We start from the raw sequence: 25,704 nt of genomic DNA on the forward strand, positions 1-25,704 counted from the left end.
GCCTATTGCGAAAATCCTGTGCGTCTGCTGTTTGCGAAAGTGACGAAAACAAGTACTGGCTACGCCCCCACTTGGGAGGATGTAGGAATCCCATTGCCGATTAGAGTTGGCTGGTGAAAATGTGCGCGGCGAATAAGTGAGAGAGCAATGGTTAAATTTACCAGCTTATTAATAGGTCTGTTTCTGGGAGCTGTTCAGGCAGCGGCGGCCGAGGGGCCAATTGATCCCTTTTGGCGCAACGCCACCATCTATTTTATGTTGCCGGACCGCTTTTATAACGGCGATAAGGGCAATGACTTTCCCTACGGGCGCAAGGATGACGGGGCCCATCTGCGCGGATTCGCCGGTGGCGATCTGCGCGGGGTGATCGAAAAAATTGAGGCGGGCTATTTCAACGATCTGGGGGTAGATGCTATCTGGATGTCTCCGGTCATTGAGAATATCCACGGTCACAATGACTCTGACAAGCGCACCTATGCCTTCCACGGCTACTGGCCCAAAGACTGGACCGCAGTGGATGCCAACTTTGGCACTGAGGCCGAGTTAGCGGAGCTGATAGAGGCCGCGCACAAGCGCGGTATTCGTGTGTTACTCGATGTGATTCTCAACCACACCGGCCCGATAACCGCAAAGGACCCGGAGTGGCCCGCTAGCTGGTTGCGCAAAGGCACGCAGTGCGATTGGTCTGATTACGCCGGTAATGTGGAGTGCGCGATCCACGCTAATCTCACCGACATCCTCACCGAGAGCGATAAGCCCGTGGCGCTGCCGCCGCAGCTTGTGGATAAGTGGCAGCGCGAGGGCCGCTTGCAACAGGAACTGAGCGAGTTGGATGCATTTTTCGAGCGCACCGGCTATCCGCGCGCGCCCAAGTACTATCTGATCAAGTGGCTGACCGATTGGGTGCGGGAATACGGTGTGGATGGCTTTCGTGTGGACACGGTAAAACATGTCGAGCCCGAAGCTTGGGCAATTCTGAAAAAAGAGGCGGATCTGGCTCTGGCTGAGTGGAAAGCAAAACATCCACAGCAAAAACTCGATGATCGCGATTTCTTTATGCTGGGTGAGGTTTATCACTTTGGTGTGAATAACTATGGTCCCACCGTTGGTCGTGTTTACGATTACAGCGATCAACAAGTGGATTTTTACCAGTATGGTTTCGATAGTCTGATCAACTTCGATTTTGCCCAGGTGGCCGGCGAGCCCGCGGAGAAAATTTTCTCCAGTTATTCCAGCGCATTGAATTCTGGCGCGTTAAAGGGCTTGGGGGTGCTCAATTATCTGGGCTCTCACGACGACCACCACTCCTTCGATCGCGAGCGCCAACAGACCCGCATTGCCGCCAGTAAACTGATGCTGGCACCGGGGGCGGTGCAAATTTATTACGGCGATGAGCTGGCGCGCCCCATGACCGATGCTCGCGCTTTTGGCGATGCGGCCATGCGCAGCCCCATGAATTGGGGTGATCTGAAAAAAGCTGAAACTCGTGCACTGCTCACCCATTGGCAGAAGCTCGGTCAGTTCCGCCGCGCACACCCCGCCGTGGGCGCTGGTGTGCACAAGAAACTCGCCGATAACCCCTACACTTTTGCTCGCACTTTAGCGGGGGAGCAGCCGGTAGTGGTGGCAATGGAGCTGCCCCGTGGGGAGAAGCGCATTTCTGTAAAAGGTGTGTTTACCGATGGTACGGTGTTAACAGATTACTATTCCGGTGAGCGTGCAAAAGTTGAGGGTGGCAGTGTGACTTTTAATACCGGTGGGGATCTGTTGCTGCTTTCAGCTAAATCAAAGTAGTCCTGGTTTTTAACCGGCCCAAGAAAGAAAAAGCCCAGCAAATGATTGCCGGGCTTTTCGCAGAAGTTTCGAACGGGATTTACACTTCCGTGTTGGTGAACTGGTTGCACACCATCACATCCACGTCCAACTGGCCGATCACCCGCTCGGCGGTATTGCCGCGCAACAGCGAGCCGGTTTCACCGAACTGGTTGAGAGTGCCCATTACCACCAAATCCGCATCAACTTCTTTAGCCACCGCTTCCACTACATCGCTGGTATAGCCCTGCTTCACATGAATACGGTGCGTGGGTACGCCGGTTTTATCGGCGAGCTTGGCCAGTGCGCCGCGATCTGGGTAGCGCATGGAGTCCAGATAGGCATTTACCAAGTGCAGCTCGGCGCCGTAGTGGCCGGCAATATAGGTGGCGCGCTCACTGATCTGGCGGTTTAGCTGGCGTTGCTCCAGGGTCTTCGCCTGATAGTTGACGGTGGCCAGCACCACTTTGCGCTCGGCCTTGGCGCCGGGGCGAATCAGTACCACCGGGCAGCGTGCGGTTTTCAGCACTCGCCATTTGGATTCAGCGAAGGTAAAGCGGCGGCTGGATTTCTTGTGCACTGGCAGGTAGATCATTTCCGCATCGCAGCGCTTGGCCTCCTGCACAATGGCCGCCTGCCAGTCGCTGGACCAGCACACAGTAATCTCGCAGGAGAGACCGGCCTCGGAGATAGGTTCGCGGATCTGCTCGCGGAACCAGGATTCATCGCGGAATAGGTGGTCGTTCACTGCGCGGGTATCTACTGCTTCGCCATCCACCGCGACAAACACTGCCAAGCGGGGCTGGGGCTTGCGCCCGCGGGAAGTGGTCAGGGCGCGTTCCAGGGCCACATGTCTGTCATCGTTGGGGTCCACGACCACGAATACGGTGTTTTGCTGCTCCATCTTTCCTCCAGATCAATGGGTCTTTCTGGTCCCTGCCTTATGCAGTTGACTCCTGGGTCTAAGTTATCACGGAGAGGCTCTGGCGCGGGGAATTTGTCGTCTCAATACGAGGAAAAGCGCGCCAGATAGGCCTTGCTAGCGGCGCATGATGAAGTAAAGGAGAAAGTCCGTATTGAGCCAGATCAAGACCTGCCGACGGTTTGGCAAGCACTGACTGGGGGAGGGATACATGGCGAGTTTTTCCAGCGTTTCTTAAGTTTGCCTTAATTTTGTCTCCGTAGACTCTCGCCGTGACACTCCCAAAGAGGGTTTTCAATGGCGCTACAAAGACATTATCAATACCTGGACCAGAGCGCATTGCCCAAGCGCAGGCTGCGGCGGCGCAAACTGGATTTCGATCTGACCCGTATAGGGCAGGCAGGCCATAGCCGGGTGCAGGGATTTATCGCGCAGAAGTTTGCCGATACCTATGGTGCGCAGGTGAACCAGTTTGCCCCGCTATTGTTATCCGCTTGGCAGGGGAGCGCGTTTAGTAGTGCCCTCGGGCTGCGCCGCGCCGACAGCGGATCTCTATTCCTGGAACAGTATCTCGACCATCCGGTGGAACAGGAGATTGCCGCCTTCAGTGGCAGCCCGGTAAAACGCTCGGAGATTGTCGAAATCGGCAATTTGATCTCTACCAGCCGCGGTGGCAGCCAAATGCTGTTCCTAATGTTGTTTGAATTATTTGCCGCCGCCGGTATGCATTGGGCCATTTATACCGCGACTGCGGAAGTGCGTGGCCTATTGCAGAAATTAGTGGGTCGGCAGACGGTTTTATGTGAAGCCGACGGCCGGCGTCTGGGGGATAACCTGGACGAGTGGGGGCGTTATTACGAGTCGGCCCCGGCGGTGACCGCCATCGATATGGTCGCCGAGCACCGCGCCCTGCTGGCAAATCCTCGTACCCGCGAGACTCTGCTGGCCTGTCGCCCTTCGGCACAGGCCATGTCGCCTGTGCTCACAACCTCGGCGGGAGGTGCCAATCTATGCAACTGATAGATCAAATTCGCCAGCAGGCTGTGAATCACCCCGAACAGCTGGCGCTGCGGGGCGAGGAGTGCACATTCAGCTATGGGCAGCTGCTGGCGGCTGCCGAGGAAATCGCCGAGGACCTGCAGGCGCGCGATATCCGCGTGCTGGGGCTCTACGCCGACAATGGTCCCAATTGGTTGTTGGTGGATCTGGCCTGCCAGATAGCGCAGATCACTTTGGTGCCGCTGCCAGTTTTCTTTTCCCAGCAGCAGCTGACACATACCCTGCGTGTGAGTGGCATGCAGGCCCTGTTGAGCGATAGCTGCGAACGCTTTACCGCGCTCGAAATGGTGGGGCAGGCGCGGGCTGAACTGGCCGGTATGGCCCTGATTGATATCCATGCGGAAGCGACAGCGGCGCTGCCGGAACACACTGCCAAAATTACTTTTACCTCTGGCTCGACCGGCACGCCGCGCGGTGTCTGTTTGTCAGCCCGAACCCAGTTCACCACCGCCAGTGTACTGGCACGGCAACTGCATCCTCAGGGCAACCGTGTGCACCTGTGCCTGCTGCCTCTGGCCACCCTGCTGGAAAACGTGGCCGGGGCTTACAGTAGCTGGCTGCGTGGTGGTGAGGTGGTGGTGCCGACTACGGCGCGTCTGGGCCTCAGTGGCAGCTCGGGGCTGGATGTAGCCCAGCTGGCGAGCTGTATTGATGAGTATCGTCCCCATAGTGTGATCCTACTGCCGCAGATGCTGAAAGCGCTGCTGGAACACAGTGAGCGCAACGGCTGGCAGCCACCGAGCTCACTGCGCTTTGTCGCCGTGGGTGGCGGTAAGGTCTCGGACCGGTTGTTGTTGCAGGCGCGCAGTCTTGGCCTGCCGGTTTATGAAGGCTACGGCTTGTCCGAATGTGGCTCGGTGGTTGCGCTGAACGTGCCCGGCGCCGATCGCCCAGGCAGTGTGGGGAGGCCCTTGTCTCACTGTGATATCGCCATTCGCGATGGCGAGGTGATGGTGCGTGGTCCCCGCTACCTGGGTTACCTGGATAGTGCCGAGGGTGGTGAAAGCCAATGGCTCGCCACCGGTGATTTGGGTGAGTTAGACGCAGAAGGGTTTCTGCACATCACCGGGCGCTGCAAGAACATCCTGATCAGCGCTTTTGGGCGCAATATCTCGCCGGAGTGGATTGAGAGCGAGGTACTTCTGGAGCCGATAGTGCAACAGTGCGTGGTGGTCGGCGACGCTCGTCCCCACTGTGCCGCCCTGATTTTTGCACGCCCCGGCAGCAGCCGCGAGCAGCTCGACAGCTGGTTGCAGGCGGTGAATCGCAAATTGCCGGATTACGCCCAGGTGCGCACCTGGACCGCACTGCCGGCGCCATTAACGTTTGCCGATGGCCTGCTCACCGCCAATGGCCGCCCGCGCCGCGATCGTATCGCCGCGCAGTTCCAAAATTCTATCGATAGCCTTTATGGAGGTATCTCCTCATGAGTTTTTACAATCTTCTTGAACAGCAAACTGCCGACGCCCGCCAGTCTCTGATGGAGGTACCTTTTATCCAGCGCGCCGCACGGGGTGAGATTGCCTTGCAGGAATATGTGGCCTTCCTCACTCAGGCCTATCACCACGTCAAGCATACGGTGCCTCTGCTGATGGCCTGTGGTAGTCGCCTGACTCAGCAACAGGAATGGTTGCGCGAGGCGGTTGCGGAATATATCGAGGAGGAAACCGGTCACCAGGAGTGGGTGCTCAACGATATTGCCGCCTGTGGCGGCGATGCGGAAGCGGTGCGCAACGGCCGCCCCAACCTGAGTACCGAACTGATGGTGTCCTACGCCTATGACAATATCGCCCGCGGCAACCCTATCAGCTTTTTCGGCATGGTGCATGTGCTTGAAGGCACCAGTACCGCCGTGGCCACTAAAGCCGCGCGCGCCATTCAGAAAACCCACGGACTGCCAAACAAAGCGTTCAGTTATCTGCTCTCTCACGGCGATCTGGATATCGGCCATGTGGACTTCTTCAAGGGGCTGATGAATCGTATCGATAATCCCGATGACCAGGCCGCGATCCTACACTGCTCGCGGGTTATGTACCGCCTGTATGGGGATATTTTCCGCGAACTGGACAACCCCTTTAACGTGCAGGAGGCCGCTTGATATGACAGCAAAAGAAACGCTCACGGTGCTGGTCACCGGCGCCAGCGGCGGAATTGGCTCGGCCATCAGTCGTCTGCTAGCCGAGCAGGGCCACCGGCTGCTACTGCAGGGGCGCAATGCCGCGCGCCTGCAGCAGATAAAAGCGGAGCTACCTCACAGTGACCGGCACCAGGTGTTGGTAGCCGATCTGTGTGACGGGGCCGCTCGCGCCGAGCTGGTGCGCAGCTGCAAGCAATTACCGGCTGGTGTGGATGTGTTGATCAACAATGCCGGTATCGCATCCTTTTCCCTGCTCAGCGATATTGGTGACGCGGAACTCAGTCAACTGCTGCATACCAACCTGATCGCGCCCATGGCGCTGACCCGCGACCTGCTGCCAATACTGCAACGCAGCGAAGGCGCCGCGATTATTAATATCGGCTCGGCCTTTGGTCATATCGGTCATCCGGGCTTTGGGGCCTATGGTGCCAGTAAAGCGGGGCTGCACGGCTTTACTGAAACCCTGCGCCGGGAGTTGGCGGACAGTAAGGTACGTGTGCACTACCTGGCGCCCAGGGCGGTGGATACCCCTCTCAACAGTGACGCAGTCAACGACTTGAATCGGGCACTCGGTAACAAGTCCGACTCGCCACAATTTGTCGCCGCCCAATGTCTGCGTCTGCTCCAGAGTAAACACGGCCGCAGACGCTTTATCGGCTGGCCCGAACGCCTGTTTATCAAGGTCAATGCGCTCCTGCCCTCTCTGGTAGATAGCGCGCTGGCAAAGAAACTGCCCCTGGTTCGCCAATTTGCCCGCGGGGAAACTCCGCCAACAGTACAGGATAAGACGGCTCCCAGCGCGCTTTGAGCGCGCCGGCCTTTTCATTCAACAACCAATTCAACAACCGCTCCCACGCCACCCACTGCCCCGGCAAAGGCACTATGCTCTGGCGGTGGGGGGAGGGCGTTGCACCGCGCTCTCCTTACCTGTTTTCATTGCTGAAGAGCCCAGGCCAATGCGCATCCTGCTGATCGAAGATAACCAATCCCTGGCCGAGGGGATGGTCACCGCCCTGCAGAGAGGGGGCTATGCCGTTGATCACGCGGCCCGCGGCAGTGAGGGCATTGCTCTGGCACAGGCGGCGATACCGGATGTGATTATTCTCGATCTGGGCCTGCCCGACCTGGATGGTGTGGAGGTGTTGAAACGGTTGCGGGCAAAATCGATTCGCTCGCCGGTATTGATTCTCACCGCCCGCGATGATCTCCCCTCTAAAGTGCAGGGCCTGGATGCCGGTGCCGATGACTATCTAACCAAGCCCTTTGCGGTAGACGAGCTACTGGCGCGCCTGCGTGCTCTGGAAAGGCGCAGTGGCAGCGGTCTCAGTGCGGAAATCCTGATTGGCGATGTGGCCATTAATTTATCCAGCCATACCGTGGCCAGGGCTGGGCAGGAAATAAAACTGTCGCGACGGGAATTCAGCCTGCTGCGCGCCTTGGCCGAGCGCCCGGGCCATATTCTCAGTCGCGAACAGCTGGAAGATAAGCTGTACAGCTGGGGCGAGGAGGTTTCCAGCAATACTGTGGATGTGCATATCCACAATTTACGCAAAAAAATCTATCCAGAGTTTATTCAGACCATTCGCGGCGTTGGCTACAAACTGGAAGCGGCTGGCGGCGCATGAAATCTATCCGTATTTTTCTGCTGATCGCGTTGCTCAGCATCATCATGCTGGTCAATTTTGTCTCGGCGCTGCACGGCTACCGCGATACCATGGCGGAAGCGCAGCGTCTGTTTGACCGCCAATTAAGCGCCTCCGCCAGGTTATTGGCAGATATGCCGGTGGCAACAGGGGACGAGCGGGTGGTGGCCCAGCCCGAGGCTATGGTGATGCAGGTGTGGTCGGAGGATAAGAAATTACTGGTGCGCTCCGCCGATGCCCCGAAGCAACCCCTCAGTGAATTTGCCGTTGGCTTTAAGGAAATAAATTTCTCGGGCTATCGTTGGCGCAGTCTCGCAGAATACTTTCCCGATAATGGCCACTGGATTATCGTTGCCGAGAGATCTGACCTGCGTTACCAACTGGCAGAAAAATTGGCGATTGCCGCAGTACTACCGATACTGTTGGGCCTACCGATTGCCGGGTTGCTGATTTGGTTTGTAGTGGGGCGCGGCCTTTCCAGTTTGCGCAAACTCGCCGAAGACCTGCATAGCAAACGCGCCGAAGACCTGACACCACTGTCAGAGGGTAGCCCACCACAGGAACTGCTCCCGGTGGTGCAATCCATTAATGCGTTACTCGCGCGCCTGCAGGCCTCTTTTGAGCGCGAGCGACGTTTTTCCGCCGATGCTGCCCACGAGCTGCGCACGCCCATCGCCGCCATACAGGTACACGCGCATAATCTGGAGAGTGATTTTGAGGGGGCAGGGCAAACAGTAATGCCCCAGAGTCTGGTCAAGCTGGAAGATAGTGTTCAGCGTATGGCGCACCTGGTAGAGCAAATGCTGGATTTATTCCGCACTACACCCGAACACTACCCAGCGCGCTTTGAAATACTCAATCTTCATGCCCTGGCACGAGAGGTATTGGCAGAGGAATACCCGATCTTTGCCCAGAGAAAGCAACAGGTAGAACTGCTGGGCGGTAGGGTATTTCTGCGTGGCGACCGTTTCGCACTGACTATTCTTTTAAAAAACCTCCTGCGCAATGCGGCGAAATACACTCCTGAGGAGGGCCATGTACAAGTGAGTACCCGGTTAATCAGAGGGGATATTCTTCTACAAGTGGAGGATTCCGGGCCGGGGATTCCAGAGAAAGAGTACCCTAGGGTTTTTGAACGGTTCTATCGAGTGGGTGGCGACCGCCATCAGAGCACAGCCCCCGGTTGCGGATTGGGCCTTTCCATTGTGCAGCATATTGCACGCCTTCACGGAGCTTCAATCGAACTCGGCCAGTCACATTTTGGCCATGGGCTTTCAATAACCGTGCGTTTTAAAAAAGCAAAGGAGAGCAAGGATGCTTAGTTGCTTACAAGGGCGAAAAAAAAACTATAACAAGCAGAAAAAGAGTGGTGCCTTGACTGCTGGCATTTGGATTTTTGTTTCAATTCTATTCAGTGCCTGCGCTCCAGATACCAATAAACCCACTGTGAAATTAGAAATCCACAACCATCTTTTTAACCCTTCAGAACTGATAGTACCCGCTGATACGGAGATTAAACTGGTGATCTACAATCGAGATGCCTCTCCAGAAGAATTTGAGAGTTACCAGCTCAACCGAAAAAAAGTGATCATGGGCAATAGCAAGGCAGTGCTATTTATTGGCCCTTTGCCCGCGGGAGAATATCTGTTTTTTGGTGAATTCCATCCCATAACGGCTCAGGGAAAAATTATCGCACAGTAGCGAAAGGCTTATGTTATTAACCTCTGTAATGGTAGTACTGCGGGAAGTGTTGGAGGTGGCGATACTACTCAGTGTGCTATTGGCAACTACCCGAATGCTGGATCTTCGCGCCCGCTGGTTTTATATCGCGCTATTACTCGGTGGATTGGCTGCAATCGTCTATGGTGAAAACCTTGCGCGAGTCTCCCAGGCAATAAATGGTACAGGCCAGGAGCTGGTGAATGCCGGAATATTAATCATAATCTATATATTATTAATAATAGTCACCACCTTGTTGTTACTTAACTACCATAAGCAGCAATACCATTTACCCATCATACAGGGCGCTATGCTACTGGCAGTCACACTCGCAATTATGCGTGAGGGGTCAGAAATTTATGTTTACCTTACTTCCTTTTGGCTGCACCCACCACTCTTACCTTCCGTAATAATCGGTGCATTGCTAGGTGCCGGTATCGGCTATAGCTTAGGTGCATTATTTTATTACTTTTTATGTAGTCTATCACCCAAATATACTTTGATGACCTCCTGTATATTACTCACCATATTGGCAGCCGGAATGATTCTTCAGGCCACGCAATTATTCATTCAAGCAAATTTACTGCCTGGGCAAGAGCCCCTCTGGGATAGCTCCCAACTATTAAGGGAGGACTCAATCCCAGGACAGCTACTCTTTGCTATAGCTGGCTACGAAGCCACACCAACCCCTCTGGAAGTAATGGCCTACGCAGGCAGTATTTTTCTTATGCTGTGCGTGCTTGGGGGTGTTTATTATAGGTGTTCCAGAGATTAACCAGTGGGTAGATAAGTTATTCCATGAGGGTTTATTTACGCCTTTTCTTATTGAGGGCATTCTCGTAAATGTAGTCTTTCATTCTTATGGCCGAATCATCCATACTTTCAAATAACACATATTCACGCAATCCTGCTTTGAGACAGAGTGTATTAAATTTTGCGGCTGGTGTGTGCTTAGTGTTCATAATATAGCTTGAAATATATAGGTCTTTTAGCCCCCATTTTAATCTGCACATGGGCTTCCATTTCCATGGGGTTATTCCTCTCATGAACACTATTTCTCTATTAAAGTCTATTTTTGTCTGCACAGGGAAGAGCTATCCCCTTAGGCCAATTAAGGTGGAGAGCAATATAGGAGATACACAGAGAACAACCCACTCAGGACCAAGATCCAGCGTGATATTAGCGATATATAAAGTTAGCAAGCTTAATTCTGCTAAAACAATAAAGATAACACAGTATGAGTTTCTCTTAATAGTTACTGTGCCATCAGTGATGATGCATTTTTGGATAAATTCATGGTCTACTAACTACTAGAATTTTAAATGTGAAGTCTTCTTCATAGTGGTTTTATCGTATATTTTATAAATAAAAATATGTAGCTGACACTGCTAGGCCAGCCACCATACCTTAACAGTTTATAAAATCATTAAGCAGTTTAACCTGCTAAGTATGAACCCTGCCGTTATCTGAAATATATATCGAAGAAGTGTCCTTAAGTATAATGGAGCTCCATAATCGTTTCATCGAATTCATCCTGATCTACGATTTTAAATCCAAAACGCTCGAAAAAAGGTTTCATGATGTCATGTCCCTCAACATAACAAATGGATATAGAATCAAAGCCTTCAAGTTTCTTTATTTCTGCTAATACGAGTTTCACTGCTTCTGAACCGTAGCCTTGACCTTGAAAGCTGATATCAATCAATAGTTGATCTATAAAGATTTCCTTTGGTTTGCCATCCCCATGATTTGGATAATATTGGATAAATCCAATGGGCTTATCCCCAAGATAAACGCCTCTATTGATATAATGATCATTAAATTTGGATGCGGCAATAGCTTCTGATGGAAGAGCAACATAGTTTTCCTGCTCTTTTGTGATATCAAGGTCAATCATATCGACCCAATTATCTTTTGTTATTTCTCGTAAGTTAATGTTCAATGATATAAATCCTTTTTATATACAATGAGAAGACTAATATTAATTTATAGAGGTGGAACACAGAGCAGTGAGTGCCTTTGTTCTACATTATTATGGGTTTACTTGAATCACTAGCTGCCGTTCTATGGTCTAAATACTTTCTTAGGCACTTGGCTTTATTGAGAGCTTTGCTCCTCAACTCGTAGTTATCACAAGCATATACATCAATTTTTTGAACAGGTAATAAGCTTCGCGAGAATTTCCTTGGCTTTCTTTTATCAGTGAAAGATTATAGATGGTTTCCGCCTTTGATGCAGAGATACATTCATTTGTCTAATAAAATATATATGAGGCTACTACAAAAAGTGGAGTCAAACAAACTAATACAAGTGTTCCATTTCTCATTATGATTTTTCGCTGCTGGTGCTGCCTGAGCAGTCCTCTAGGAACCAGTAAGAACTCCAGTTTACTGCCTGCGATTATTAAGTTTTTGTGCTCGAACATTCAGTTGGTAATCTCCAACGCTAGACAGCAAGCACACAACACCGCAAATGAAGGCGAAGAAGGCTAGAATCCAAAAAAAGACAGGTTGATCTTTGACTGTTAAAAGAATTTCTTCTGGACGGAAACGTCCCTTTGTTAGGAGGAATTTTCCATCCAGCACAAGCCAAGGAATCAGCCCTAAAAATATACCTGAAGCTATCAGCAAGTTGATAATTGGCGGCTGATGAGATTGCCTAGGGGCTCCGAATTCTATTAGTGCTTTCCAGTTCATATAAAATCTTAATACAGGGATAAGGTGGCGGTTTGGATAATATTAACGCGTCGTAAACTTGTTCAGTGACGGGTGGAGCGTACTTCAGCGAATTTTTATATCTGGCCCAATACACAATTCATTTCTGTTTCCACAAGCCATGCCAGATCTATAAAGCGACTTACCTCAACAAACGTGCACACAGGCTTTATTGTAGAGAATAGCTCTCCATGTGCTTTTGCTGCTTCTTCCCAGCGGGATATATCGGTAAGCATGATACGGGTTCTGATGATACCCGTCGGTTTCCCTCCTGCTTCTAGTATGGCCTTCATCGAAAGCTCCAGACAGTACTTCGTTTGAGCATACATATCACCAATGTAAGCTGTCTGGCCATCCTTGATAGGTGCCGTACCAGAAACAGAAATTAGGTTTCCAACTCGGCACGCTCTGGAAAAGCCTATCGGCTCTTCCAGATGAGAACCTGAGGAGATTAGTTTTCTCATGTTTCCCTACTTGAGTAAAACACCCACTGTAACGCAGTGAGTACAGGCCTGTAAGATCAAAGTTACTTCTGCAAATTACAAGGAACGAACAGCGAGTAGTTTTCTTATCGTAACAGTATTTAACCAAACTATAACAGATGCTACTGTAAATTGACCTAGCGAGTGGAGAAAGAGTTTCGGCCAGAAATCTATTTCCTCAGTTAGCAGTGGGTGCCAAACATATACAAGAGTCAAGTTTCCTGGAAATAGAAATATCTTGTACCCAGGCATACCGCCGCCCCAGACATTCCAATTTAGCGCAAATGTAATGAGCCCAATTACTAACGCTAAAGCACCGCCATAAATCGCGATGGTAGTCGACTTGAATTTACTCATCGTGCATCATATCCCTTAAAGCAGAGGTGTGATTTTATGAGCGACCTACGTCTTATGATTGTTAGATAACTAGTGATCATGATTACACTATTACTTGTTAGATTTCTATGTGTCTTGTGTGCTGAGCCTGTTCATGATTTATGGCGTTCGGGTTAGGGGCGGCTGGAGCGGAGCATAGGCAGTTCCAACCGTGTTGTTTCGCCGCGACTTCAACCCTTTCTATATGTGTCACCCACAACAGTTTTTTTCCCGCTGGGTTGGCGGACATTTTACCGTGCCATAAGAACAGAATACGCAACAATCACCAGGCTTTGGCTTAAGCAGAGTTTGGCACTGTCCACATTCATAAAAAATATACAATAACTTATAGGTATGACCTCAGTATTTTTGTGTCGGCACTTGGGGCAAGTAATCATCGTTTCTAGAACCATGGTAGCCTTAAGCTCACTCTACGATTAATGTCGTACAAATAATGTCCAAAGTAGCAGTGAGATACACATCCGCTGGCTATGCTTGTTAGCTACCTTTAAGTTTATCGGTAAACGTATGGTTGATGGCCGTGCCTTTGTTTAAAAACTTATAATTTAGCAAGTGATCCAAACCCTTGTAATTAATGTGCTCACACTGATTTTCACTCTTAGCGTTCATTTCATCGCAAATATCATTTGCCATCTGAGGCGCCGGCCAAATTTCATCATTTCTGCCGGTCATCAGCACGACTTTGGCTCTTATATCATTAACAGAAATATCTGCTTTATTCCCATCAACACGGTTCGCTAATGACTGAGCATATAGATCCCTCAAACCATTTACCGGCCTAGAGGGTTTAAACGGAACGTGAGTTAATTCCCGCCCTTTCTCCGTCCAGCTTGATGCAGGTACTTTTGTCCAGTCTTTTAAAATGCCTGCCCAAACTACTGAGCTTGGTGCTATTGCCACTACCTTTGAAATCTGCTCATCTTTTGACGCTAAGAGTAGTGCCAGTTCGGCGCCCTTAGACCAGCCAACAATTATTAACTCATCTGGTTTTACATTATTTTGACTCTTTAACCAAGACTTAGCCTCAGTGAAATATTCCAGTGGGATCTTCTCTAGTTCTAGAGGTAAACCATCGGCATTAAAATAAGCTAAAGCCAACGTTGGATATCCTGCGTCGACAACAGACTGAGCGAGCTTTTCAGGTAGCCCGCCTTCTGACCCGCCCAGGACCAACACAGCAACCTGCTGCTCAGCTGATGATGATGGATAATATTTTCCGACAAAACCGTTGTTCTCTAAATTAAAATCAATAGTAGAGGCATTTAAGCTTTGGCTCATTAACAGTGAATAAATCAATGTAGCTTTCATGATCTTCTTTAACATGCTTTTTATTTGTCCTATATGGCTAAAATTTTATTGATTACTGAAGACCTGTCTCTGTGTTAGGCTGAAACTTAACTCTACAAGGTATCTACTAAACGTGGATAAGTCTTATATCTAAGTGCTATTAACGCCCTCAACATTCTGCTTGAGATTGTTAGGCGGGACTCTTTGTGAATATCCGTTTACTTGTTTTTGCTGAGACGTACTACAAATGGGTGTCTTTCAGTTGCCCACTCATGGCAGAGATCTGATAAGTACTGAGTTAACTCAGCTTCTGTAATTTCTGGCGGAATAAATATTCCAGCGTCTCGGTGCTTACCTTCAGAACCCTGGAAGAAGGTTTTCCAGTATTTTTGGCTTCTTTCAACTAAGACTTCTCTACCGAAAATGTTGTATTTGTATCTTTCCATGATTTTAGCTACTTGTCTGATCTAATTTCGATATAAAAGGTGATCACCTTGTTGCAAGTTCAGCGCCGAAGATGTGATGTTTCGATAACATTGTTATACCTTTTTCCAGGCAATGCAATTTTCAGTGAAATTGGCTACTTCGTGGTGATTTAGTGATCTTTTTAGTGATGACTCTAACAAAGGGATCTTTGCATTTGGATTATGTAAAACTACAGCCTCTTTAGCATGGTCGTGTATCACCACAATAGCGCTAACATACGTTTTGCCATTTTTTTTTAGCAAGGCGCCTTTTCTGGATATTTCTTTAATTTCACCATTATGCTTTGCGATAAACTCTGCTCTGCCAAGCATTGCTGTTTTTAATTCCGGATAAAATAGGAGATCTTTTGTTGCAAACGGCCTGGCATCATAAAGAACTATTACGCAAGGCGAGTCAGTTACTTTGTAATTCTTAAACTGCTCACAAGCAGACTTTATACTATTCCTTATTCTCCGAGAATTAACGCTGTATACTTCACCTTTCCCTGCTTCGAAAATTTTTGAGATGGCTTCTTCATCTTCATTGGGTTCGAGTTCCTTCACTTCCCAGTAACTATCGATATCACCTAGCGGAACTAGGTAGTTAGGTGTTTTTTTATTTGGCACATTTGACTCTGGGATTCGCTCGAATGCGATGCCAAATTTTTTCAATATATCTTCTAGCAAACTTTCAGATTTAGTCATAATTAGGTAAGTCTTGGGTGTAACGCCTCAATCATCCGATGCTTTGGTGATCAGCTGCATTAACTTGTTAAGTTTTTTCTCTGTTCCTTTCTCGGCAGCTGGTTTAATAGTGGACTCTGGCTGTTTAGGGCTAGGGTCATTAAAGTAGCTAAAAAGCGAAGTTAGAATAACACCCGGAACCGCACCTAAAAGACCATTGTATGCACTATGCCTGTTAGCCCTTATTTGCTCTAAATTAAGCCTTCTTTGCCATTCGTGATTGGCAATTATAAATTGAAGGCTATCAGCTGGATATTACGCTTGCCAGCCTGCAAGATATTTATCGAAAAAAGAAGATACAAAGACAGTATCGATATCCGAACAATCTGCAAACTGCTTTTCTCTGGCTTGCTTCTCCATTAAACGATCTTCTAGTTGATGGGCTTTTTTCCTTAAGTATTCAAATTTTCTGCCTGAAACTTGACACTTATATAGTGATAATCACGACCACTATATAAGTGATTACTATTCCGGAGACAATTTCACATCAATTTTCTGAAAAGTAAGCTAAATCAGTAACTTATATTAATTTGGTACCAATGTCATATTTGAAGTGGTAGTTATAGTGACCACTACCCTAATAATTACTTGTTGGCTTAAGATATTGACCTCAATTATTTTTTCTTGTATCTGGCTTGATCCAGAAATAACAGTCACAAAGAGCTAAAAACCTTGGTCAAATTGATCACTTATGTGAAAAGGATCTGAGTTATTCAGGTGCTACAGCAATGGTTATTATTAAGCAGGAAGGGTGGTCTTGAAAAAGAGAGAATTGAAGATTTTGGGGGCTATCTACAAGCGGTAGGTTAGAACCCTATACTGCTTGTGACTACAATAAATCTTGTGTAACTAGGGCTATAAATATTTTGGCTATCATAAGTTGATTTCTACCAGCTTAAGTTACTTGATTTAAATGCTGGGTTTTAAGCCCTCCATCCTCACAGATTCATCTTAACTTACTGGCTGCCACTAAAAATTAATCCTGTTGTTTTTTTGAGCACCGCACTGCTTCTCATGCCACTAAGTTCAAATCCCTGCAGATAAAACTACTACGCCCCCCCTGAAGGGGGATGTGTGCGTTAGTACCATTTCTTTACTCTGCAATAGGTCACACCCCAGAGAGGGTGGGCACTTGTGTCAGAGTCGCTAGGTTAGAAGCACTCTTTGAGTTAGGTATAACAACAATAACTAGGTTGATCTATTTCCTTGCCTGTCATTCTCTGACAGTCATTTGCTCACAGGGATACCAGCTTTTCGCTGGGATGTATCCGACTGCTGAGCCTAGCCGTGAATGCCTGGCAATTTGAACCTCATATTGACTGTTGTGCCCTTGGCTTCTTTAACCTTTGTTGGAAGAACCTTTCTCAGCTTCAGAGCTTGCTGTTTCTCAATCGGTGACTTTGGTATTCAAATTCAGGAAATCTAGTCCTCTTGATCCGCTGTTTGTGTGATTGAGGGCTCAGATACCTGGCTTATAAAAAATAACAGCGAAAAGATGACTAAGAGAAAGCAATAATGAACAGTCCATTTCCCCTAAAAAGGCTACTGGCCAGTACAGGCCTTGTACTTGGTACACTATCTAGTGCCCACGTTAATGCCGGTACCGCTTTTGTACATTTATTCGAGTGGAGCTGGAATGATATTGCCAGTGAGTGTGAGAACTTTCTTGGGCCTAAGGGTTTTGATGCGGTGCAAATATCTCCACCCAATGAGCATATCAGCCTGTCCACCTGGTGGGCGCGCTATCAGCCAGTGACTTATACCAACTTAACCAGTCGCAGCGGTACTGAGCAGGAACTGCAAAGCATGATCAATCGTTGTCATGCAGCAGGAGTAAAAGTCTACGCCGATGCGGTAATTAACCATACGGCGGCCTGGAATGGTGGTGGCACCGGTTGGGGAGGCACTCAGTGGACCTTGCTGGACCATCCGGAGTTTTCTGATAACGACTATCACTCCGATTGCACCATAAATAACTACAATGATGCCAATCATGTGTGGAGCTGTCGGTTGAGTGGTTTGCCAGATTTGGATACTGGCTCCAGTTATGTGCAGGGAAAACTCGCTGGTTACCTGAGTAAATTAAAAGGCATGGGAGTTGATGGCTTCCGTATTGATGCCGTCAAGCACATGTCCCCCGGTGATTTACAGGCAATTGTGAATCAAGCTGGCAACCCCTGGGTTTTTTCCGAGGTTATTGGTGCTGCCGGTGAGGCCTCAGAAATCCAGCCTTACAATTATACCTTTCTAGGCCGGGTTACTGAATTTAAATATGGCACCGATGTAGCCAGCAACTTTAACGGTCAGATTAAAAATCTTGCCACTATTGGTGAAAGCTGGGGACTGCTCTCCTCCAGTGATGCCGTTCATTTTATTGATAACCACGATCGTGAGCGGGGCCATGGTGGCGGTGGGAATCTGACTTATCACGATGGAGCCAAATATAATCTGGCCAATGTCTTTATGCTGGCTCATCCCTATGGCTACCCCAAGGTAATGTCCGGGTATAACTTTACCGATACCGACATTGGCCCTCCCAGCAGTGGCCCGAATAACTGTCAAAATGGTGCCTGGGTCTGCCAGCATCGCTGGGGCAATATCGCCAACATGGTAGGTTTTCGTAACTATACCAATGGCACTGCCATGAATAATTGGTGGGACAATGACAACAACCAGATTGCCTTTGGCCGTGGCAACAAAGGATTTGTGGTGATCAATAATGAGGGTGACTCTCTGAACCAGACGCTCTACACCGGCATGCCTGCAGGGGATTATTGCAATGTGTTGGCGGGCGATAACGAGTGTAGTGGCGAGGTGATTACTGTAGATAGTAGCGGCTATGCCACCTTTAATGTCGCTGCCAACTCTGCCGCGGCAATTCATGGTGGGCAATTGGCGACGCCTTGTGACGATTGTGCTGAACCTGGTTTCCCCAGCCTTTACTTTCGCGGTACCGCCAACAACTGGGGTAGTACAGCATTCGAACAAGTGGGCGATAATACCTGGCAATTAGTTGTGAACTTTGATGGTCAGGCGGACCAGCGTTTTAAGCTGGATATTTATGGTGATTGGATAGAGAACTACGGCGATGATGGTGCCGATGGTACTTTGGATAAGACCGGTGCAGATATTTATACCTCTGTGAGCGGTAATTACCGAATCGAAGTCAACGACCAGAGCCTGAGTTACAGCCTAACTGAAGTTTCCTCAAAGCAGGCACCGGTTGCGGTTGTCACTCCCTCAGCAGTTACCGTTGCGGTCAATGAAAGTATCACGTTGGATGCCAGCGCTTCTAACGATACCGATGGCAGTGTGGTGTCTTATAGCTGGAGTAGTGGTGGCAGCAACGCTAGTGCTTCCCTGAGTTTTGCCAACGCTGGAACCTATACAGAAACCGTAACGGTAACGGATAACGATGGCCTGACTGACAGTGCCACTGCCGCCATTACTGTGACTGATCCCAACGGAGGTTATGCACAGAACTTCACGGCACTGCATTTTCGGGGAACGCCCAATAGCTGGGGCACCCAGGCCATGACTTTGATAGCAGATAATATCTGGCGTACTACGGTTGTATTTGATGGCAGTAGCAACCAGCGTTTTAAATTTGATGTAAGCACTAACTGGGATGAAAATTACGGGGACAACAATGCCGATGGTTCTCTGGAACAGGGTGGCAATGATATTTATACCAATGTGTCTGGTACTTATCTTGTTGAAGTGAATGATAAAACACTCAGTTATACCCTGACTTGTGTGGATTGCGGCAGCCATGCCTCTAATTTTGCCTCTCTACACTTTCGTGGAACGCCAAATAACTGGGGAGCTGAGGCTATGCAGTTAGTGGCGGACAACCTTTGGGAAATTTCAGTTAACTTCGATGGTCAATCCCAGCAGCGTTTTAAGTTTGATGTGAGTGGCGATTGGAGTGAAAACTATGGTGATAGTGACTCTAATGGAACTTTGGAGCAAGGTGGTTCTGATATTTACACCTCCGTTACAGGGAACTATAAGGTGCAGATGAATGATCAGACCTTGATTTATAGTCTGGTAGCCCAGTGAATATTATCTAGTATTGATACAGAAAACCCGGCTTCGAGCCGGGTTTTCTGCAATAAAAGACTGTATTTTCTAGTCAATTGTCAAGCTTGAAGATATGGCCTTCAAAGGGGAGAAGATTAAGTGTTATTCTGCCCTGGCCATTTTGGATAACCAGCTGTTGCTTCGCATTGTTGATCTGCCCTTCTAATGCATAGCTGCCGTCTTTCATTTTCCACTGTTTAAGTAGCTCATTGGGGATCATCAGTTCGAATTTGCTGGCCTCTCGATCAAAATTTGCAACGATCAAGAGTTTTTCCGTTTTATTCCAGCGCGCAAAAGAAAATTGTTTTTCCCCATAGCCGCTATCCTGTTTGCGGTTGTAGCTGTGCAAGTCCAGATAATCGCCAAGTAAGGCCGGGCTTTGTTTGGAGAAGTTGAGCAGGCGCTGGTAGAAGCTGCGCAGCTCTTTTTCTTCTTTTGTCAGCAGTGCAGTGTCAAAAGCGCCCTCATTATTCCAGCGGCGCACACTAGGTACTGACCAGTAGTCGAAAATGGTGGTGCGGCTGGCTTTGCCGAAGCCGGCATCTTTGTTGGCGGGCTCTCCTAACTCCTGTCCAAAGTAAACCAAGGTTGGGGCTGGAGAGAGCGCGGCAGACACCAGCATTGCAGGTTTGCCTGCCTCTGGGTTGCCAGAAAATTGTGGGCTGGCAATACGCTGCTCGTCGTGGTTCTCCATAAAGCGCAACATATGAGAGGAAATATCTACCAGGCTTGCCTGTACCTCTGCGATTTTATCTGCGCTGCCCTTGTTCTCCATGACCGCACGAATAGCGTCGTAAGTACCGACTTTATCGTAGAGATAATCCATTTTGCCCAGATGCAGATAATCCCGATAGCGCTCTGGAGTATAGATTTCGGCAAGTAACAGTGTGTTGGGGTTGCGCATTTTGATGGAGGAATTCAGGTAGCTCCAGAATTCTACCGGTACCATACCGGCCATATCATAGCGGAATCCGTCCACGCCAAAGTCCAGCCAGTAGTGGGCGATATCGCGGAATTTTTTCCAGGTATCCGGGACTTTCTTGTCTGCCCAAAACTGGGCGTGGGCCCGGTAGTCGCGCTCGGCATACTCCTGGGGTAGCTCAGAAAAGTTCTTGCTGTTATCGGGGCGAACGCCAAAATTAATTTTGACGGTTTCATACCAGTCGTGCATGGCAGGTTGTGCACGGCGCGCGCCATTACCGGTCCATTTCGCTGGACTCTCTACAAACTGCCCATCGACAAGATCATTGGCTTCGCCATTGAGTGGCTGATAACTGTCTTCTGCAACGGGCACGCGGAAGTCTTCGCCCACCACATAGTAGAAATTGTTGTTGCGGGCGTAGGTGACCTGGGTGTTGTCGCCAGCTCCAAAATCCTGCACGCCTTGGGGCTTATCGAGAGAATGATAGGCGCGGGCTACATGGTTAGGCACTATATCGATAATTACTTTCAGGCCGGCCGCGTGGCTGCGTTCCACCAGTGCGCGGAATTCCTGTAATCGCTCTGCTGGGTTATTGGCCAGGTCCGGGTTTACGCTGTAGTAATCCTTGATGGCATAGGGAGAGCCGGCGCGGCCTTTGACCACATCTGGATCATCGTTACTGATACCGTATTCCGTATAGTCGCCAACGAGCGCGTGGTGCAGGGCGCCGGTGTACCAGATATGGGTGGCGCCCAGCGCGTGGATTTCATTCAGTGCTTTTGGGGTAAAGTCGGAGAACTTGCCCACACCATTCTCTTCGAGTGTGCCCCAGGGTTTGTTGGTACTGTTAGTGTTGCCAAATAAGCGCGGTAGCACTTGGTAGATAACAGCTTTTTTCTCCGCAACTTTTTCAGCGGGCTGTATTTCTTCCGGGCTGCTCTCCTGGCTGCAGCCGGCAGTGCCGAATAGAGCAGCGCCCAGTAGGGAAGCCGAAAGGAGTTTGGCAATAAACAGGGAATGTAACTTCTTCATTGTTTCCTGATGACTTTAAATTTTTTTGTCAGTGAACAGCGGTTTGCTGAATTATTGATTTTTGAGCACTAAATCCAGCGGTTCTTTGTGCCAGTCAAATTTAACCAGCAGTTGCTGCTTGCGCTTGTTGTACCAGGCCCCACGGGGTGCCTGAGCAAAGTCTTTTTCACTGTCGAAAATAGGCAGGGATTCGCCGGTAACATCGAGCTGCGCAGGCACTTGTTGCCAGTTGTGGATCTTTAAATTGACCTTGCGGGATTCCGGCATACCGGTATAACCGTCTCCTTCACGCTTAAAGGCGAAGGTTAAACCCTGCTGTTTGTTTTCCGCTGAGAAATGCAGCTTCTCGTATTTGCCTTTTTCAAAAGCCTGCGCGGTAGCGCCATCATCTTCATAAACATAGCGCTCGGACTTTGCTGCTGATGGGTGCGCGTAGTAGTCCAGGATCAGGTTTTTACTGGAGTAATCGCGGCTGCTGTGAATATCGTCAATGGTGGGAATAATGGCGCCGGCCCGCACCAGTACAGGGATCGTTTTCAGGTTCACCTCTACCAGGGCCTGATCGCCAGAATATTGTTCATCAGTCCAGTAATCGAACCAGGTGCCGCCGGGCAGTTTTACCGCGACCTCATCCACATCTTCTTCCACGACCGGGGCAACGAGGAAGTCCTGCCCCCAAAGGTAGGCATCCTTGTAGTCCAGGAGAGATAGGTCACTTTCGTTTTCGAAAAACAGCGGGCGCATCAGCGGCATGCCGGTCTGGCTGTTTTCGAAGGCGAGGGTGTAGTTGTAGGGCAGCAGGCGATAGCGTAGTTTTACATACTCGCGCAGGATATCGCGGGTGCGACGATCGTGGAAAACCGGTTCGGAAGCAATATGCTCCTGGGCGTGCGGGCGGTAAACCGGTTGGAATACGCCGTACTGTAACCAGCGGATATAGAGTTCGCGGTCAAATTTCTCACCGCCGGCAAAGCCGCCCAGGTCTGAATGGGTGTAGCCAAAGCCCAGCAAGCCCATACTCAGAGCCAATTCCACCTGGGGCTGTAAGCCACCCCATTCCCGAGCGACGTCGCCGGTCCAGGGAATCATGCCGTAGCGCTGGGAGCCGGCAAAACCGGAGCGCATCATAATAAAGGGGCGACGCTCAGGGTGCTTTGCCGTTTGGCGTTCGTGCAGTAATTGCGCCCAGGCGTGGCCGAAGGCGTTGTGGATCTCATCGGCCATACCGATTGCGTGAACGGTATCGGAGGGGTGAACTTCCGGTTCACCCAGGTCGCCCCACCAGCCGGCTACGCCCTGTTCCAATAATCCGTCGTAAATATTCCAGAACCAGTCGCGGCCATCTTCAGAGAAGACATCGATCAGCCCGGTATTGCCGAAGTAGAAATCAAAACGCTTGGGTTCTCCGGCCAGGTTTTTCGCCAGGGCATTATTCGCCACGGCTTCCTGCCAGCGCTCGGAGGTGGAGAGGACAAAAGGCTCGGTCACCAGGATGGTATTGATGCCGCGATCTTTTAGGTCGGCCATCATTTTTTCTGGCTCGGGAAAGGCCTCCTTATCCCAAGCCAGGTTGCCCATATGGCCTTTGATATCCGGGCCAAACCAGTAGAGGTCCAACACCAGGGCGTCCAGGGGGAAATCTTCTTCGGCAAACTTATCCACGGTTGCGCGGACTTCAGCTTCGCTGTGATAGCCAAAGCGCGAGGCGAAGTTACCCAGGGCCCAACGGGGTGGCAGGGGCTGTTTGCCGGTAGTGGATACATAATTTTCCAGCAACTGTGGATAAGTATCACCGGCTACCACGATGTAAGCGGTGCGCCCGGCTACAGCTTCAAATTGCAGGATATCTTCTTCGTTTGCGCCCAGATCCAGGGTGCCGGTGGCAGAGTTGTCGAACAGCAGAATGTATTTGTTGCTGGACAGTACTGCTGGCAGGGAAAAATACATCTGGTTGGATTCGGTGGTGTATCCGTAATGGGCACGGTTATACAGGGGCAGGCGTTGACCGCGACGGTCCATCCCCATAACCCGCTCTCCGCCACCCAGCAGTTTTTCCTCTGGCGACAGTGCGAAACGGAATCCGCGCATCGTCTCGGTGGCAAAGAAACCACTCTCTTCACTCAGGATTTGTTCGCTACCGCGCAAGTACTCGATTCGGAAGGGAGACTTGTGGATGACTGCAGTAAGCGAGCCAGTGCGGTAAACGAGCTTGTCCCCTTTTTGCTTCAGCGTAGCCTCGGGTCGGCCGGCAGAATCGCTGGCCAACGCAAATGAGGGCAACTGCTTCAGGCCTTCGCGGCGATAATGCACCGATAGCGCTGACGGACCAACCGGGGTGAGGGTGACCTCGCCCTCACTCGTCTGTACAGTTAGTGAGTCTTCGCTCATGGTGTGATCGCGGTAGTTGCGCTGTTCAGCGGCCAGGGATTGAGCGCTCAGGCAGAGTGTAGCTGCGAGACACACCAGGCGCAGGAGTGGGAGTTTTAGGATCATCGCGCGGGACTTCAGTTGCTTGATTAGGATTCACAGTTTCGTGTTGGCCCGGCGTATACGCATGGGCCTGAGTTTATCCTAAAGCGAAGGATCTGGCCCGCATCCTCCCCTATGGGGGAGGATGGATGCTCCGGGAGTGCGTGTGAGAATGGCAGAATAAGCATAACTAGTGATGCGGTGACCTCTATGACCCAATCAGCAAGCAGCGCCGTTGCGCCGCAAGCCCAGCAACCGCGCTTGCCCTTTTGGCAGGTGTGGAATGTCAGTCTCGGTTTTCTCGGGGTGCAATTTGGCTTTTCTCTGCAAAATGCCAATGCCAGTAGAATCTTGTCTGATCTGGGGGCGGACCTTCACTCCCTGTCTCTATTCTGGATAGTGGCGCCGCTAATGGGACTGATCGTACAGCCGATCGTGGGTTCAGCTTCGGACCGGACCTGGAGTCGCTTCGGTCGCCGCAACCCCTTTATCCTTTTTGGTGCTATCGCCGCAGCCCTGGGGATGGCGTTTATGCCCAATGCCGGGATTGTGGTGGCGATAGTGGCCCCCATTATCTTTGGCGGCGTTATGTTGGCCCTGATGGACGCGGCCTTTAACGTGACCATGCAGCCTTTCCGCGCCCTGGTATCCGACATGGTGCCATCAGAGCAGCGCACCCTGGGTTACTCGATACAGTCTTTGCTGATTAACATTGGCGCCATCTTCGGCTCCATGTTGCCATTTATTCTGACCAATGTGATCGGTCTGGAGAATACCGCTCGTGCGGGAGAGGTGGCGCCCTCCGTTATATGGGCTTTCTATATCGGCGCCACAGTGCTGCTGGGCAGTGTGTTGTGGACCGTGTTGCGCACCAAGGAGTATCCGCCGGAGCAGTACAATGCCTATAAAGGTCTCGACTCCGCGCAACTTGAGCGGGAGAGACAGCAAAAAGTCCCACTGGCAAAGCGCTTGATTGGTTTTTTCCAGCTGCTAATTAAAATGCCGCGCACCATGCGCCAGCTGGCCCTGGTGCAATTCTTCTCCTGGTTTGCCCTGTTTATTATGTGGGTTTACACCACGCCCGCGATCACTCAACACGTCTGGGGAGTGGAGGCCAAGTGGTTTGACCCAGCTTACCTGGAAAGCGTCAAAGAAATTCCCGCACATATCGCTGCTGCCAAGGGTGCTGCTGGTGACTGGGTAGGAATTATTTTTGCTGCTTACTCCCTGTTCGCAGCGATCTTCTCCATTGTCCTGGCCCGTTTGTCTCAGGTACTGGGGCGTAAGCTCACCTATTCCCTATCGTTGGCACTGGGCGGTTTGGGCTACATCAGCTTCCTGTTCTTCCAGGGGGGCGATCCCACACAGGTGAATCTGTTGATTACAGAAGTTTCCGTACCCAGTGGCGCCCTGGGATTATTGCTACCAATGGTGGGTGTGGGCATTGCCTGGGCCGCTATTCTGGCGATGCCCTATGCGATCCTCTCCGACTCGCTGCCAGCGGATAAGACCGGTGTTTATATGGGGATTTTTAATTTCACTATCGCCGCACCGCAGATTGTTTCCGCCCTGGTAGCTGGCTTGATATTGAAAACAGTTTTCGAAAACCAGGCAATTTACATCATTGTTTTGGCGGGGGTGTGTATGTTGCTTGGCGCTATATCGGTAGCGCTGGTGAGGGAAAGTTCAGAACCCGAGCCCGCATTAAAGGCAACTACTACAGCTTGATAAAAAGTTGTAAAAGATCGTTAGAAAAGCCCCTATTTGGGGCTTTTTTATTGCCGGGATTCCAGGTTTTCGCAAAGTTTTCGCATTTATA

Annotated in this window: 21 protein-coding genes; 11 read left to right on the forward strand and 10 right to left on the reverse strand. The window is 50.1% G+C overall.

Features of this window, described 5'->3' with window-relative positions; genetic code table 11:
* Positions 1–147: 147 nt before the first annotated feature.
* On the forward strand, positions 148–1,794 hold the full coding sequence (locus ACJJIT_RS01210) for an alpha-amylase family glycosyl hydrolase (RefSeq protein ID WP_444899687.1): 1,647 nt from the start codon (positions 148–150) through the stop codon (positions 1,792–1,794).
* 79 nt (positions 1,795–1,873) lie between these two features.
* Here ACJJIT_RS01210 and ACJJIT_RS01215 read toward each other — a convergent pair whose 3' ends face one another.
* Positions 1,874–2,716 carry a universal stress protein gene (locus tag ACJJIT_RS01215; protein ID WP_252083498.1) on the reverse strand — a complete coding sequence of 281 codons (843 nt, stop codon included), beginning with the start codon at positions 2,714–2,716 and terminating at the stop codon, positions 1,874–1,876.
* Positions 2,717–3,031: 315 nt separating this feature from the next.
* Here ACJJIT_RS01215 and ACJJIT_RS01220 point away from each other — a divergent pair, with 315 nt between their 5' ends.
* The 8 genes from ACJJIT_RS01220 (at position 3,032) to ACJJIT_RS01255 (ending at position 10,067) form a co-directional block, all read left to right on the forward strand.
* Complete coding sequence (locus tag ACJJIT_RS01220) at positions 3,032–3,754, forward strand: thermostable hemolysin (protein WP_444899688.1); 723 nt, start codon at positions 3,032–3,034, stop codon at positions 3,752–3,754.
* Entirely contained in the window at positions 3,745–5,223 is a 1,479-nt protein-coding gene (locus ACJJIT_RS01225) for an AMP-binding protein (protein WP_444899689.1), read from the forward strand. Before ACJJIT_RS01220 ends, ACJJIT_RS01225 begins: the two co-directional genes overlap by 10 nt.
* On the forward strand, positions 5,220–5,891 hold the full coding sequence (locus ACJJIT_RS01230) for a TenA family transcriptional regulator (RefSeq protein ID WP_444899690.1): 672 nt from the start codon (positions 5,220–5,222) through the stop codon (positions 5,889–5,891). Before ACJJIT_RS01225 ends, ACJJIT_RS01230 begins: the two co-directional genes overlap by 4 nt.
* Before the next feature lies 1 nt (position 5,892).
* On the forward strand, positions 5,893–6,738 hold the full coding sequence (locus ACJJIT_RS01235) for an SDR family oxidoreductase (RefSeq protein WP_444899691.1): 846 nt from the start codon (positions 5,893–5,895) through the stop codon (positions 6,736–6,738).
* A 148-nt stretch (positions 6,739–6,886) separates the two neighbouring features.
* The gene (locus tag ACJJIT_RS01240; RefSeq protein WP_444882923.1) at positions 6,887–7,555 is read left to right on the forward strand and encodes a response regulator; all 669 of its coding nucleotides are present in this window, start codon (positions 6,887–6,889) and stop codon (positions 7,553–7,555) included.
* Positions 7,552–8,895, forward strand: coding sequence for an ATP-binding protein (locus tag ACJJIT_RS01245; RefSeq protein ID WP_444899692.1), 1,344 nt, complete (start codon positions 7,552–7,554; stop codon positions 8,893–8,895). Before ACJJIT_RS01240 ends, ACJJIT_RS01245 begins: the two co-directional genes overlap by 4 nt.
* On the forward strand, positions 8,888–9,274 hold the full coding sequence (locus tag ACJJIT_RS01250) for a cupredoxin domain-containing protein (RefSeq protein WP_444899693.1): 387 nt from the start codon (positions 8,888–8,890) through the stop codon (positions 9,272–9,274). Before ACJJIT_RS01245 ends, ACJJIT_RS01250 begins: the two co-directional genes overlap by 8 nt.
* 10 nt (positions 9,275–9,284) lie before the next feature.
* Positions 9,285–10,067 (forward strand): FTR1 family protein, encoded by a 783-nt coding sequence (locus tag ACJJIT_RS01255; RefSeq protein ID WP_444899694.1) that lies wholly within the window; start codon positions 9,285–9,287, stop codon positions 10,065–10,067.
* Between the two features lie 717 nt (positions 10,068–10,784).
* On the opposite strand, the gene ACJJIT_RS01260 is transcribed toward ACJJIT_RS01255, so the two are convergent.
* The 7 genes from ACJJIT_RS01260 to ACJJIT_RS01290 form a co-directional block, all read right to left on the reverse strand.
* On the reverse strand, positions 10,785–11,234 hold the full coding sequence (locus tag ACJJIT_RS01260; protein WP_444899695.1) for a GNAT family N-acetyltransferase: 450 nt from the start codon (positions 11,232–11,234) through the stop codon (positions 10,785–10,787).
* Between the two features lie 445 nt (positions 11,235–11,679).
* On the reverse strand, positions 11,680–11,988 hold the full coding sequence (locus tag ACJJIT_RS01265) for a hypothetical protein (RefSeq protein WP_444899696.1): 309 nt from the start codon (positions 11,986–11,988) through the stop codon (positions 11,680–11,682).
* 95 nt (positions 11,989–12,083) lie between these two features.
* Positions 12,084–12,470, reverse strand: coding sequence for a Rid family hydrolase (locus ACJJIT_RS01270; RefSeq protein WP_444899697.1), 387 nt, complete (start codon positions 12,468–12,470; stop codon positions 12,084–12,086).
* Between the two features lie 603 nt (positions 12,471–13,073).
* A complete protein-coding gene (locus ACJJIT_RS01275) occupies positions 13,074–13,205 on the reverse strand; it encodes a GDCCVxC domain-containing (seleno)protein (RefSeq protein ID WP_444899698.1) in 132 nt (43 codons plus the stop codon).
* A gap of 156 nt (positions 13,206–13,361) precedes the next feature.
* Positions 13,362–14,207, reverse strand: coding sequence for an acyl-CoA thioester hydrolase/BAAT C-terminal domain-containing protein (locus tag ACJJIT_RS01280; RefSeq protein WP_444899699.1), 846 nt, complete (start codon positions 14,205–14,207; stop codon positions 13,362–13,364).
* Between the two features lie 182 nt (positions 14,208–14,389).
* The gene (locus tag ACJJIT_RS01285; protein WP_444899700.1) at positions 14,390–14,617 is read right to left on the reverse strand and encodes a DUF7661 family protein; all 228 of its coding nucleotides are present in this window, start codon (positions 14,615–14,617) and stop codon (positions 14,390–14,392) included.
* 93 nt (positions 14,618–14,710) lie between these two features.
* The gene (locus ACJJIT_RS01290) at positions 14,711–15,340 is read right to left on the reverse strand and encodes a hypothetical protein (protein ID WP_444899701.1); all 630 of its coding nucleotides are present in this window, start codon (positions 15,338–15,340) and stop codon (positions 14,711–14,713) included.
* A 1,554-nt stretch (positions 15,341–16,894) separates the two neighbouring features.
* Between ACJJIT_RS01290 and ACJJIT_RS01295 the strand changes: the two genes are divergently transcribed.
* Positions 16,895–19,441 (forward strand): alpha amylase C-terminal domain-containing protein, encoded by a 2,547-nt coding sequence (locus tag ACJJIT_RS01295; RefSeq protein ID WP_444899702.1) that lies wholly within the window; start codon positions 16,895–16,897, stop codon positions 19,439–19,441.
* A gap of 73 nt (positions 19,442–19,514) precedes the next feature.
* Here ACJJIT_RS01295 and ACJJIT_RS01300 read toward each other — a convergent pair whose 3' ends face one another.
* Both ACJJIT_RS01300 and ACJJIT_RS01305 read right to left on the reverse strand, forming a co-directional pair.
* Positions 19,515–21,416: an alpha-amylase family protein gene (locus tag ACJJIT_RS01300; RefSeq protein ID WP_444899703.1), complete on the reverse strand. Its 1,902-nt coding sequence runs from the start codon at positions 21,414–21,416 to the stop codon at positions 19,515–19,517.
* A 51-nt stretch (positions 21,417–21,467) separates the two neighbouring features.
* Positions 21,468–23,909, reverse strand: coding sequence for a TIM-barrel domain-containing protein (locus tag ACJJIT_RS01305; RefSeq protein WP_444899704.1), 2,442 nt, complete (start codon positions 23,907–23,909; stop codon positions 21,468–21,470).
* Between the two features lie 186 nt (positions 23,910–24,095).
* Between ACJJIT_RS01305 and ACJJIT_RS01310 the strand changes: the two genes are divergently transcribed.
* Positions 24,096–25,613 carry an MFS transporter gene (locus tag ACJJIT_RS01310; RefSeq protein WP_444899705.1) on the forward strand — a complete coding sequence of 506 codons (1,518 nt, stop codon included), beginning with the start codon at positions 24,096–24,098 and terminating at the stop codon, positions 25,611–25,613.
* The last annotated feature ends 91 nt before the right edge of the window (positions 25,614–25,704 follow it).

Source organism: Microbulbifer mixtoriginis (SeqCode) (assembly GCF_052467515.1).

Coding starts and splice junctions, on each gene's coding strand:
- ACJJIT_RS01300 (WP_444899703.1), bottom strand. CDS start 21,416: ATGAAGAAGTTACATTCCCTGTTTATTGCCAAACTCCTTTCGGCTTCC.
- ACJJIT_RS01305 (WP_444899704.1), bottom strand. CDS start 23,909: ATGATCCTAAAACTCCCACTCCTGCGCCTGGTGTGTCTCGCAGCTACA.
- ACJJIT_RS01210 (WP_444899687.1), top strand. CDS start 148: ATGGTTAAATTTACCAGCTTATTAATAGGTCTGTTTCTGGGAGCTGTT.
- ACJJIT_RS01295 (WP_444899702.1), top strand. CDS start 16,895: ATGAACAGTCCATTTCCCCTAAAAAGGCTACTGGCCAGTACAGGCCTT.
- ACJJIT_RS01270 (WP_444899697.1), bottom strand. CDS start 12,470: ATGAGAAAACTAATCTCCTCAGGTTCTCATCTGGAAGAGCCGATAGGC.
- ACJJIT_RS01290 (WP_444899701.1), bottom strand. CDS start 15,340: ATGACTAAATCTGAAAGTTTGCTAGAAGATATATTGAAAAAATTTGGC.
- ACJJIT_RS01235 (WP_444899691.1), top strand. CDS start 5,893: ATGACAGCAAAAGAAACGCTCACGGTGCTGGTCACCGGCGCCAGCGGC.
- ACJJIT_RS01245 (WP_444899692.1), top strand. CDS start 7,552: ATGAAATCTATCCGTATTTTTCTGCTGATCGCGTTGCTCAGCATCATC.
- ACJJIT_RS01220 (WP_444899688.1), top strand. CDS start 3,032: ATGGCGCTACAAAGACATTATCAATACCTGGACCAGAGCGCATTGCCC.
- ACJJIT_RS01310 (WP_444899705.1), top strand. CDS start 24,096: ATGACCCAATCAGCAAGCAGCGCCGTTGCGCCGCAAGCCCAGCAACCG.
- ACJJIT_RS01285 (WP_444899700.1), bottom strand. CDS start 14,617: ATGGAAAGATACAAATACAACATTTTCGGTAGAGAAGTCTTAGTTGAA.
- ACJJIT_RS01230 (WP_444899690.1), top strand. CDS start 5,220: ATGAGTTTTTACAATCTTCTTGAACAGCAAACTGCCGACGCCCGCCAG.
- ACJJIT_RS01215 (WP_252083498.1), bottom strand. CDS start 2,716: ATGGAGCAGCAAAACACCGTATTCGTGGTCGTGGACCCCAACGATGAC.
- ACJJIT_RS01265 (WP_444899696.1), bottom strand. CDS start 11,988: ATGAACTGGAAAGCACTAATAGAATTCGGAGCCCCTAGGCAATCTCAT.
- ACJJIT_RS01240 (WP_444882923.1), top strand. CDS start 6,887: ATGCGCATCCTGCTGATCGAAGATAACCAATCCCTGGCCGAGGGGATG.
- ACJJIT_RS01225 (WP_444899689.1), top strand. CDS start 3,745: ATGCAACTGATAGATCAAATTCGCCAGCAGGCTGTGAATCACCCCGAA.
- ACJJIT_RS01250 (WP_444899693.1), top strand. CDS start 8,888: ATGCTTAGTTGCTTACAAGGGCGAAAAAAAAACTATAACAAGCAGAAA.
- ACJJIT_RS01280 (WP_444899699.1), bottom strand. CDS start 14,207: ATGTTAAAGAAGATCATGAAAGCTACATTGATTTATTCACTGTTAATG.
- ACJJIT_RS01255 (WP_444899694.1), top strand. CDS start 9,285: ATGTTATTAACCTCTGTAATGGTAGTACTGCGGGAAGTGTTGGAGGTG.